Genomic DNA, 10,000 nt, shown 5'->3' with positions numbered 1-10,000 from the left:
GTGCAGTAGTTCAGCTAGAAGCTTAACTCAAACGAGCTTTAATAACCTGACTTAAAACGGCCATATCAGTACGGCCTTGAACCTGCGGCTTTAAGTGGGCCATGACTTTCGCCATGTCCTGCATTCCAGAGGCTGCAACAGCAGTGATAGCTTGCTGCACTAAATCATCTAGCTCTGCCTGAGATAAGGCTTGTGGCAAAAACTGTTCTACGATTACGATTTCTGCTAATTCAATATCAGCTAAATCTTGCCGACCTGCTGCACTGTATTGACTGGCAGACTCTTTCCGCTGCTTAACCATTTTGGTTAACACTGGAAGGACATTGGCGTCATCAGGCACCATCTGCGAGTCAATTTGACGTTGTTTGATTTCAGCTAAAGCTAAACGAATAGTACCCAGACGCAATTTGTCTTTGGCACGCATTGCGTCTTTTTGCGCTTCTTGCAGCTGTTCTAACAATGCCATAGGTCAGGCAATAATCTTAGTAAAGCTTGATGCGACGAGCGTTTTCGCGAGAAAGCTTTTTCATGTGACGCTTAACAGCGGCAGCTTTCTTACGCTTACGAACCCAAGTTGGCTTCTCGAAAAACTCTTTAGAGCGTACATCAGCTAATACGCCAGCTTTTTCACAAGAGCGCTTGAAACGACGTAAAGCTACGTCAAATGGTTCGTTTTCTTTTACTTTAACAACAGGCATTAAATTCTCACCTCGGTCAACTCTGGTTAGTGTCTAACCAATACGATTAAAAATGGTGCGGCATTTTACTCAAAAGCCAGCCCCAATGTAAAGCAATAAGTGTTGTACTGGTGATGATGCTCGGATCCCAGTACAATTCGCCGCGTAGCATATAGGTAAGGGGAGCAAAATGCGAGTACTTGGCATAGAAACATCCTGTGATGAAACCGGCATCGCTGTGTATGACGAAGAGCGGGGTCTGTTAAGTCATGTGTTATACAGCCAGATCCCATTGCATGCAGATTATGGTGGCGTAGTGCCTGAGCTGGCCTCTCGTGACCACATACGTAAAACATTACCTTTAATTCAACAAGCGCTAATAGAAGCGGGTTGTGAGGCATCTGACATAGACGGTGTTGCTTATACAGCGGGCCCTGGTTTAGCCGGAGCTTTGTTAGTGGGGGCCGCAATAGGCCGTAGTTTAGCTTTTGCCTGGGGCAAGCCCGCACTTGCAGTGCATCATATGGAAGGCCATTTACTGGCACCTATGCTGGAAGAAAACCCACCAGAGTTTCCTTTTATCGCCTTGTTGGTCTCAGGTGGGCACACGCAACTGGTGCGGGTGGATGGCATAGGTCAGTACCAGCTTTTAGGCGAATCTGTGGATGATGCCGCTGGTGAAGCTTTTGATAAAACAGCCAAATTAATGGGTTTAGATTATCCCGGTGGGCCTTTGCTGGCGAAATTAGCCACTCAAGGTCAAGCTGATAAATACGCTTTTCCTCGCCCTATGACTGACAGACCTGGTTTGAATTTCAGCTTCAGTGGTTTAAAAACTGCAGCTGCTAATGTGATCGCAGCCGAGGGCAAAAGTCCTGAAGTGCAGGCCGATATAGCAGCGTCATTTCAACAGGCTGTAGTGGATACGCTGGTGTTGAAGTGTCGTCGGGCGTTAAAAGAACAGCGCTTAAAACGTTTAGTGGTGGCCGGTGGCGTCAGTGCCAATACCTCATTGCGTGAACAGTTAGAAGTACTGCTGAAAAGTTTAAAAGGTCAGGTTTATTACCCACGCAAAGAGTTTTGCACCGACAACGGCGCTATGATTGCTTTTGCTGGTTTTCAGCGTTTAAAAGCAGGGCAGCAGCAGGACTTAACTATAGGGGTAACACCACGCTGGCCTATGGAGCAACTGCCAGCCTTGTAATAAAAATGGGGTCAGATCACATTGGTTACGCATAACTAATGTGATCTGACCCCATTTTTAGTCTTGTTCGGTATTTTGAGCTTTGTTTTTGCGGTTTTTATGCCAAACCTTAGTTTCCTTACCCTGCCAGAGCCGGATGATGTTGTCCTTGTGACGGACTATAATCAACAGGCTCAGCATAGACACAGGGATAGTGTACAGAGGTTTGATAAACCAGGTAAAAATAGGCGCCAGACTTACAGTCACTATAGCTGCTAGCGAAGAGTAGCCTGTGGCGCCTATTAACATCATCCAGGTGGAAATCAGTAAACCTGCTAAATCCAGCCCTATAGGCATCATACTGCCAAAAGCTGTAGCCACAGCTTTACCACCTTTAAAGCCAAAAAAGATCGGGAATATATGACCCAGACAGGCACAGACCGCAATCATACCCAGGTAGAAAGCTTCTATGCCTAAAAAATACGAACCCCAGACCGGAATAGTGCCTTTGAGTACATCAAATACCAAGACTAATGAGGCAGGGAAAGCACCACCTAGACGCAGGACATTAGTAGCGCCCGGATTACCTGAACCATGAGTGCGCGGATCGGGCAGCCTGAAAATTCGACTGACCAGTATGGCAGACGAGATTGAGCCGCTTAAATAAGCGAGCAGCATCAATATCGCTATGGTAGGGGTCATGGATTAAGGTTCCTCAGTCCGGCAAAGTACGCTAAAATCGCGTTCTGTTTAATAAGGTGTTCAGAGTATAGGCTTTTTTAGTATTTGCCTATCCGACCAGCCTACCTGAAACAAGTCCTTAACAAAAGCGGAAATCTATGACGGATATAGTTTTTATCAGACAATTCAAGGTTCAGACGGTAATAGGTGTGTATGACTGGGAAAAAGCCATTCAACAGACACTGGAGTTTGATTTAGAGCTGGCGACCGATATCCGGCAAGCTGCTGCAACCGATGATTTGAAATACACTCTGGATTACAGCGCTGTCTGTACAGCCATTGCAGAGATTTGTCAGCAACCTCATGAATTAATTGAAACTGTGGCTGAAAAAGTCGCAGCTATGGTGCTGGAAAAATTCCCAACTAAAGCGGTGAAAGTCAGCATTGCCAAGCCTGCTGCAGTGCCAGCTGCTGCTAGTGTTGGTGTGTCTATATCGCGTGGAAGCTGGTAATGGCGCTGATTTATATCAGTATTGGCAGCAATATAGAGCGTGATTTGCATATCAGCGCTGCTTATCTGGAACTGACAGCGTTGTTTGGAGAAATTCGTTGCTCTGCCGTCTACGAAAGTGAAGCTGTGGGTTTTGACGGTGATGCTTTTTATAATCTGGTGGCTGAAGCCAACACAAATTTATCTGTAGCTGACTGTGTGGCTGCTTTTAAGGCGATAGAGCAAAAATATGGCCGGCCAGCTAAATCGCCAAAATTTTGTGGCAAACGGCTGGATCTGGATTTGTTGACTTATGATCAATTAATTTGCAAAGAGCCTGTGGAATTGCCGCGGGACGAAATCACTAAAAATGCTTTTGTGCTACTGCCTTTATCCGAACTGGCACCAGAACAACTTCATCCGCTGACAGGCCAAAACTATCAGCAGATGTGGCTTTGCTACAATGAGCCACAAAAGTTGTGGCAGGTAGAATTCAACTGGCCTGATGCTGCAGCCACTGCTGTCTAGCGTCACTAATAGCCTCAAGCCGTGCTTTGGTTACTTCCAGTTTAATGGCTTCACCTTTTAAACCCAAGGCCACTATGGCTTTGATATCAATGGCGCGAGCTGCATGAGCAAGCTGACGTAAATAATCAGCTTGTGGGTAAGCAGCTTGTTCAAAACCAGTGCGGCCGCGTAAATCAGCTATCGCACAGAGCAGTAATAAATCCAGGCGTTCGGGTTTGCGCCATAAATCTATGCCATCAAATAATTTTTGCACTGTGGCAGGGCGAAGCTCAAAGGCTTTGTGCAGCAACTGATGATACTCACAGGCCAATAAAGCCAAGTCACGACAATCGTTTGGCACCTTGAGTCTGCTGCATAGCTCCTGTACTAAAGGCAAACCAGTATGTTCGTGGCCATGATGTTTGGGCCATAAAGCCGGATCGGTAATACCTTTGCCCAGATCATGACAAAGCGCAGCAAAACGCACATCTAACCGGTCAGACAATAAAGCCGCTTGTTTAAGTACGAGCATGCAGTGGATGCCGGTGTCTATTTCCGGATGCCACTGTGGCGGGTTAGGCACACCCCACAGCTGATCCAGTTCTGGCATCAATACCTTTAATGCGCCGCAGCTGTGCAGCAATTCAAAATAAGCTTGTGGGTCTTGTTCTGTTAAAGCGCGTGCCGTTTCCTGCCAGACTCTTTCTGCAGTTAAATGCTGCAGCTCACCGCTATGGCTCAGCTCTGTCATTAACTGCAAAGTTTCAGCGGCGACCGTAAAGCCTAAATGGAAATAACGGGCATAAAAACGAGCAACTCTTAATACCCGCAGCGGGTCTTCACTAAATGCTGGAGAGACATGCCGCAGAACCCTGGCGTTCAGATCGGCAATACCACCATAAGGGTCGTGCAGCTGGCCTGTATCATCTTTGGCTATGGCATTGATGGTTAGGTCTCGGCGCTGTAAATCCTGCTCTAAGGTGACATCCTGAGCAAAATAACAAGCAAAGCCTGTGTAGCCCTGACCTTGTTTGCGTTCGGTGCGGGCCAAAGCGTATTCCTGTTTAGTTTTTGGATGCAAAAACACCGGGAAATCTTTGCCGACAGCCTGGTAACCCAAAGCCAGTAATTGTTCAGGTGTAGCGCCGACCACCAGCCAGTCCTGATCCAAAGCCGGGTAGCCCAACAGCTCGTCGCGAACAGCCCCGCCCACAAGATAAATGTTCAATGTATTCCTGCTCCCGCTACAACATAAGTTTTCAATGCTTTAACCTTCCCTGTTTTTTTGCCATTATATACCCGTCGTACTTAAAGCTGCAGCTTTGTTGCCTGCGTTCTCTCGCCCCAATCTCATAGACAACTATGTATATTGGGGTCTCGTTCGCTTGTCGTCGCCCTGCAACTTCAATTACTTAGGGTAAAATTTTTTGCTTGGCGTTGTCGCCAAAACTCAGCAGCGGGAAGCTTATGTATACCGGATTTTTCGGTTTAACCAGTCAGCCTTTTTCGATAGCGCCTAATCCTGATTTTATGTTCTTAAGCGCCCGTCATGCCGAAGCTTTGGCGCATCTGCGGTATGGTTTAGGTGAAGCGGGTGGCTTTGTGCTGCTTACAGGTGAAGTGGGTACCGGAAAAACCACAGTGTCCCGCTGTTTATTGCAGGAACTGACCGAGCAAACTGAAGTGGCTTTTATCCTCAATCCCACCTTAAACGAACTTGAGTTATTGGCTGCTATCTGCGACCAGCTAAAAATTCGCTACAAAAAGTCTGATGCCAGCTTAAAAATGCTGACGGACAAAATTACCACCCGATTGATGAAAAACCATCAGGCCGGTAAAAATACTATTCTGATTATCGATGAAGCCCAGCATTTGCAGCCAGCCGTGCTGGAACAATTGCGGCTGTTAACCAATCTGGAAACCAATACTAAAAAACTGCTGCAGGTGATTTTAATAGGTCAGCCTGAATTACAGCAGTTGTTGCAACGGCAGGATTTACGTCAGCTGGCGCAGCGGATCACGGCTCGTTATCACTTAATGCCTTTGACCGAGCAAGAAGTGCAGCAATACATCAGTTATCGCCTGCAGGTTGCAGGTTGCAGCAGGCCAGTGTTTACTTCCTCAGCAGTCAAAAAATTATTTCAATTATCTGGTGGTATTCCACGTCTACTCAATTTAATCTGCGACCGCGCTTTGCTTGGGGGTTATAGTCAGCAAAAAGCATTAATAGATGCTGGTTTGGTGAATCAGGCGGCGTCAGAAGTGTTGGCGATTAAACCTCAAGCGGAAAAGGCGGCCTGGCCTGTCTGGGTGTGGCCTGTGTTGACGCTGGTGGCCTTAGGTGTCGGTGCAGGGTTGTCTGCGTTTATTTGGTAGGAACCCATCATGTCGTTATTAATGGATGCATTAAAGCAACAACAGCAAGTGCCTGTTTCTGCAGAAAAGACCGCAATAAACCAGGGGTGGCGTATTGCCGCTTTAACTTTATTGGTGTTGTTAGGCCTGGTGCTGGGCTTTGTGCTTGGCCAGTATCAATTTGGTGACAAACAACAGGTTGTAGCAACCGCTCCCATTGCTCCTGTGGTTCAGGCTGCACCTGCTATTGCTAATGCGGCTGATATTGCAATGGAACTGCAACTGGCGGCCGATTTACTAAAGCCAACTGAGCCTGTGCAACTGGAGGTGGTGCCGGAAGATGATCCGCAATTGGTTGTATCGGCCAAACGTGGTGAAAAAGTGCTGGGCAGCGCGACAGATGAAGACTTTGTTGATTTCGGGCAAATGCAAGAAGCGGATACAGCTGAAGAGTTAACTCCGGTCGATGAATTATTGCCTGCTGCAGAGTTGGAACAAGCCGACGTGTCGGCTGAGTTGCGGGGTAAGTTTGAATCTGCTTTGGCTGCAGCCGATAACCCACAGCGACGCAAACAAGAAATAAATTACCACGATGCACCTGCTATGGACATCAATCAATTGGATGATCTGTTACAGCGTCAGTTACCAGCTTTGCGTTTTGAAGCCCATGTTTATGCTACAGATGCCAAACAGCGTTGGATTAAAGTCAATGGTAAAGACTTGCAGCAGGGGCAGTGGGTAACGGCAGATATTCAGGTGAAAGAAATTTTGCCTCAGTATGTGGTACTGCAATTTAATCAGGTGCAGTTTAGTGTGGAAGCCTTAACAGACTGGAGTTACAGGGGCCGCTAAAACCCTTGTTACTCCAGCACGGATTGACGAAAAAAGCGAATAATATCAATGCCAAAATCCTCTGGCATCACTGCGCCTTCAATCTCCAGATCCACTTTGTTACTTGCCAGATCAATAACAGACACTTCGATATAGCGTTTGAATTTACAGTTATAAAACACTTTAATCACAGGACGTAATGGGTCCTGCTCATTGGCTTTGAGCACTATGCCCAGCTTTTCATTGCTAAGTTTGACCAAAGTGCCGACAGGGTGAATGCCTATAGCTTTGATAAACTGAGCCAGTAGCACAGGATCATAGCTTTGCGGAGACTCACGTTTTAATATTTTAAGCGCCGAGATACCTGTCTGGCCTTCTTTGTAGCAACGCTGTGCCGTGATGGCATCGTAAGTGTCGACTATAGAAATCATCCTGCCATAGACTGAGATTTGTTGATCAGCCAGGCCGTGAGGGTAACCTTTGCCATCCAGCCGCTCATGGTGCACGGCCGCTACATCAATACTGATCGGGCTTAAGCCTGGTATTTTTTGCAGAATTTCATGGCTGTACACCACATGGCGGCGCATTTCGGCAAATTCTTCTGCTGTCAGTTTACCTGGCTTATTTAAAATACTGTCTGGCACCAGAATTTTACCTATGTCGTGTAACAAAGCACCAGTCGCCAACTGCTGGATCAGCTCTTCGTCAAACTTCAGTTGCTTGGCAAAAATAGTCATCAGAATAGATACATTGACCGAATGTTCCAGCAGATAGGCATCTTTTTCACGAATTCGGCTGATGCAAAGTAATGCATCCTGATTACGAAATACCGAGTCGATAAAGCCGGTTGCGCAGTCTTGAAATTGCTGAAGATTTAACTCCCGACCAGCTTTGATATCAGCAAAGGCTTTTTTCTGCAGACCTTTGGCTTGCTGGTACAGCACATTGGCTTGACCCAGCTCTTGTTCAAAGCTGACTTTTTCGCGGTTTTTACTTTGTGATACAGGTGTTGCCTCTGCAGCGTCCACACCATTCGTTTTAGGTTGCTCCAGGGTTTTACTTAAATCCACCACCAGTTCCAATACACCTTTTTTCTTCAGTTGCTCTATTACTGCAGCTGTTCTGGCCCAGCCCTGAGTTTTAATTTCGACATTGCCTTTTTGTTTATGCACAGACACCACATACATGCCTGGCTGTAAGTCAGAAATAGACAAAATTTTAAGCTGAGCTGGTGTTGTCATAAGCATGCTCTGGAATTGCCGGATTTCGGAAATTCGTAAATAAGTGTAAATATGAAAAAAATGATATATTGTTTTCAGGTAAAAAAAAAGCCCGCAACAAGGCGGGCTTCCTATTTAATAAGCTTTTGCTGAAGTTTTAACCCAGGTTGTCTGTCATGGTCATCAGCGAAGCATTACCACCGGCAGCTGTAGTGTTAATAGTGACGGTTTTTTCTGTTACTAAACGGTGCAACAACTGATGATCGGCAGGGCTGGTGACTAAAGCACTGATAGCACCTTCACGGGCTGCCATCCACTGCGCAGATAATGCTTTCAGTGGGTTGGTGCCTTCAATCACAGCTGTTGCCAGCACTGGGTGTGCTAACAGCGCTTTTAAGGCTGGCAGCTTGACCCAGTGGAACAGATTGGCTGGTAAACCAGCCTGCAGTAACAACTTACGGCAGGTATCCATCTCAGCCTGCTGAGCTTCGCCTGCAGTACTCACCACTGCATTGCCTGATACCAGAGCTGTGATCAACGCCAGCATCCAGTGTTGGAAGCTGCTGTGTTCGCTGCGAATCAGCGCCACTACCCCTTTGGCTTCCAGATGTAATTGGTTCGATTCACCTGTAGGTCCTGGCAAAGTGATAGGCTGAGCCAGTTCTTTTTCGATAAACTGTAACTGTTCACGGGCCGCTGTGATCACTTCGTTTAAGTCGTGCTCCTGCTCTGATACCAGCTTGTTGCCAGCCAGCTGAGCGATAAAACGACGTAACACAGAACCTCTGTTGTTGACGTTTTGGTTCAGCCAGGCCACTTGAGCTACAGCCATTTGCTGTAACTGAGTCGACAGCTGAGCATCAAAACCGCTGGCAGCTTCCAACTGTTGTTGTACCGCAGCATCTAAAGCAGGAGCCTGCAATTCATGTTCTTTCACCAGACGGCTTAAGTAGAACGGGCCACCGGCTTTAGGGCCAGTACCAGATAAACCACGGCCACCAAATGGCTGCACACCGACCACAGCACCAATCATATTGCGGTTCACATAAATGTTACCCGCTTTGATTTCGCTGGCGACTTTCATGGTGGTTTGGGCGATACGGCTATGAATGCCCATCGTCAGGCCGTAGCCTGTAGCATTAATTTGCTGAATGACTTTATCCAGCTCTTCGGCTTTAAAGCGGATGATATGCACCACAGGGCCAAACACTTCACGTTCCAGCAGATTCAGGCTGCTGATTTCATATAAACGTGGTGCGAAGAAATAATGATCGCCAGCAGCTGGGGCATCACAGACATAATGCAAGGTCGCTTTGCCTTCCAGATACTGCACATGCTGGTTTAAACGATCTAAAGCTTTGCTATCAATCACTGGACCTAAGTCAGTGCTTAACCAGGCCGGGTCGCCGACATGCAGCTCTTTCATCGCGCCTTTGATCATAGTGATGATCTTATCGGCCACATCTTCCTGCAGAAACAGCACACGAAGGGCGGAACAACGTTGGCCAGCGCTTTGGAAACCAGAAGAAATCACATCATCCACCACTTGCTCAGGCAGAGCGGTAGAGTCCACAATCATACAATTCTGACCACCGGTTTCGGCGATTAGCGGCACTGGCTCGCCACCACGTTCGGCCAGTTTACGGGCAATCCAGGCACCAGTTTCAGTAGAACCTGTAAACATCACGGCCTGAATGCGGGTGTCTGGCACTACCACTTCACCGACCTGACGACCCGGTGCTATGACTAACTGCACAACATTGTCCGGGAAACCAGCGGCTTTCATCAGCTCCAGAGTACGCACAGCAATTAAGCTGGTTTGTTCAGCAGGCTTAGCGACTACTGTATTACCTGCCACTAAAGCGGCGCTGACCTGACCTAAGAAAATAGCTAATGGGAAGTTCCACGGGCTGATACAAAGCACTACACCACGGGCTTGGGATGTTTGCAGATTCTTGGTCGCTTCAGCAGCGTAATAACGACAGAAATCTACAGCTTCGCGTACTTCGGCCATGCTGTCGCCGACGGTTTTACCTGCTTCTTTGATACATAAAGC

Annotated in this window: 11 protein-coding genes; 5 read left to right on the top strand and 6 right to left on the bottom strand. The window is 47.3% G+C overall.

Translation table 11 applies throughout. The features are described from left to right. Positions 1 to 22: 22 nt before the first annotated feature. Both LDL40_RS04415 and rpsU read right to left on the bottom strand, forming a co-directional pair. Positions 23 to 466, bottom strand: coding sequence for a GatB/YqeY domain-containing protein (locus LDL40_RS04415; protein ID WP_300993943.1), 444 nt, complete (start codon positions 464 to 466; stop codon positions 23 to 25). A gap of 16 nt (positions 467 to 482) precedes the next feature. Then, positions 483 to 698, bottom strand: coding sequence for a 30S ribosomal protein S21 (gene rpsU, locus LDL40_RS04410; protein ID WP_008899776.1), 216 nt, complete (start codon positions 696 to 698; stop codon positions 483 to 485). A gap of 169 nt (positions 699 to 867) precedes the next feature. Here rpsU and tsaD point away from each other — a divergent pair, with 169 nt between their 5' ends. Beyond that, complete coding sequence (gene tsaD / locus LDL40_RS04405; RefSeq protein ID WP_300993941.1) at positions 868 to 1,881, top strand: tRNA (adenosine(37)-N6)-threonylcarbamoyltransferase complex transferase subunit TsaD; 1,014 nt, start codon at positions 868 to 870, stop codon at positions 1,879 to 1,881. A gap of 57 nt (positions 1,882 to 1,938) precedes the next feature. On the opposite strand, the gene plsY is transcribed toward tsaD, so the two are convergent. After that, the gene (gene plsY / locus LDL40_RS04400) at positions 1,939 to 2,562 is read right to left on the bottom strand and encodes a glycerol-3-phosphate 1-O-acyltransferase PlsY (protein ID WP_300993940.1); all 624 of its coding nucleotides are present in this window, start codon (positions 2,560 to 2,562) and stop codon (positions 1,939 to 1,941) included. A gap of 137 nt (positions 2,563 to 2,699) precedes the next feature. Here plsY and folB point away from each other — a divergent pair, with 137 nt between their 5' ends. Both folB and folK read left to right on the top strand, forming a co-directional pair. Next, positions 2,700 to 3,053, top strand: coding sequence for a dihydroneopterin aldolase (gene folB, locus LDL40_RS04395; RefSeq protein ID WP_300993939.1), 354 nt, complete (start codon positions 2,700 to 2,702; stop codon positions 3,051 to 3,053). Then, on the top strand, positions 3,053 to 3,559 hold the full coding sequence (gene folK / locus LDL40_RS04390) for a 2-amino-4-hydroxy-6-hydroxymethyldihydropteridine diphosphokinase (RefSeq protein ID WP_300993938.1): 507 nt from the start codon (positions 3,053 to 3,055) through the stop codon (positions 3,557 to 3,559). The genes folB and folK overlap by 1 nt, the downstream gene beginning before the upstream one ends. On the opposite strand, the gene LDL40_RS04385 is transcribed toward folK, so the two are convergent. Next, positions 3,525 to 4,766 carry a multifunctional CCA addition/repair protein gene (locus LDL40_RS04385; RefSeq protein ID WP_300993937.1) on the bottom strand — a complete coding sequence of 414 codons (1,242 nt, stop codon included), beginning with the start codon at positions 4,764 to 4,766 and terminating at the stop codon, positions 3,525 to 3,527. The genes folK and LDL40_RS04385 overlap by 35 nt on opposite strands. Before the next feature lie 239 nt (positions 4,767 to 5,005). On the opposite strand from LDL40_RS04385, the gene LDL40_RS04380 reads away from it, so the two are divergent. Together LDL40_RS04380 and LDL40_RS04375 are read left to right on the top strand one after the other, a co-directional pair. Then, complete coding sequence (locus LDL40_RS04380) at positions 5,006 to 5,914, top strand: AAA family ATPase (RefSeq protein WP_300993936.1); 909 nt, start codon at positions 5,006 to 5,008, stop codon at positions 5,912 to 5,914. Positions 5,915 to 5,923: 9 nt separating this feature from the next. Beyond that, positions 5,924 to 6,745 carry a general secretion pathway protein GspB gene (locus tag LDL40_RS04375; RefSeq protein ID WP_300993935.1) on the top strand — a complete coding sequence of 274 codons (822 nt, stop codon included), beginning with the start codon at positions 5,924 to 5,926 and terminating at the stop codon, positions 6,743 to 6,745. A gap of 8 nt (positions 6,746 to 6,753) precedes the next feature. Here the strand turns inward: LDL40_RS04375 and LDL40_RS04370 are convergent, their stop codons facing one another. Together LDL40_RS04370 and LDL40_RS04365 are read right to left on the bottom strand one after the other, a co-directional pair. Next, positions 6,754 to 7,965: an HD-GYP domain-containing protein gene (locus tag LDL40_RS04370; protein ID WP_300993932.1), complete on the bottom strand. Its 1,212-nt coding sequence runs from the start codon at positions 7,963 to 7,965 to the stop codon at positions 6,754 to 6,756. Positions 7,966 to 8,101: 136 nt separating this feature from the next. After that, on the bottom strand, positions 8,102 to 10,000 hold a 1,899-nt coding region (locus LDL40_RS04365; RefSeq protein WP_300993930.1), incomplete at its 5' end, for an L-glutamate gamma-semialdehyde dehydrogenase.

Source organism: Rheinheimera sp., assembly GCF_020217005.1.
Lineage (GTDB): Bacteria > Pseudomonadota > Gammaproteobacteria > Enterobacterales > Alteromonadaceae > Pararheinheimera.
This window is presented reverse-complemented; position numbering and strand designations above follow the sequence as displayed.

Excerpts from the sequence above, each read along its gene's own strand:
- plsY (WP_300993940.1), bottom strand. The coding sequence starts at position 2,562 with ATGACCCCTACCATAGCGATATTGATGCTGCTCGCTTATTTAAGCGGC.
- LDL40_RS04370 (WP_300993932.1), bottom strand. The coding sequence starts at position 7,965 with ATGACAACACCAGCTCAGCTTAAAATTTTGTCTATTTCTGACTTACAG.
- LDL40_RS04415 (WP_300993943.1), bottom strand. The coding sequence starts at position 466 with ATGGCATTGTTAGAACAGCTGCAAGAAGCGCAAAAAGACGCAATGCGT.
- tsaD (WP_300993941.1), top strand. The coding sequence starts at position 868 with ATGCGAGTACTTGGCATAGAAACATCCTGTGATGAAACCGGCATCGCT.
- rpsU (WP_008899776.1), bottom strand. The coding sequence starts at position 698 with ATGCCTGTTGTTAAAGTAAAAGAAAACGAACCATTTGACGTAGCTTTA.
- folB (WP_300993939.1), top strand. The coding sequence starts at position 2,700 with ATGACGGATATAGTTTTTATCAGACAATTCAAGGTTCAGACGGTAATA.
- folK (WP_300993938.1), top strand. The coding sequence starts at position 3,053 with ATGGCGCTGATTTATATCAGTATTGGCAGCAATATAGAGCGTGATTTG.
- LDL40_RS04380 (WP_300993936.1), top strand. The coding sequence starts at position 5,006 with ATGTATACCGGATTTTTCGGTTTAACCAGTCAGCCTTTTTCGATAGCG.
- LDL40_RS04375 (WP_300993935.1), top strand. The coding sequence starts at position 5,924 with ATGTCGTTATTAATGGATGCATTAAAGCAACAACAGCAAGTGCCTGTT.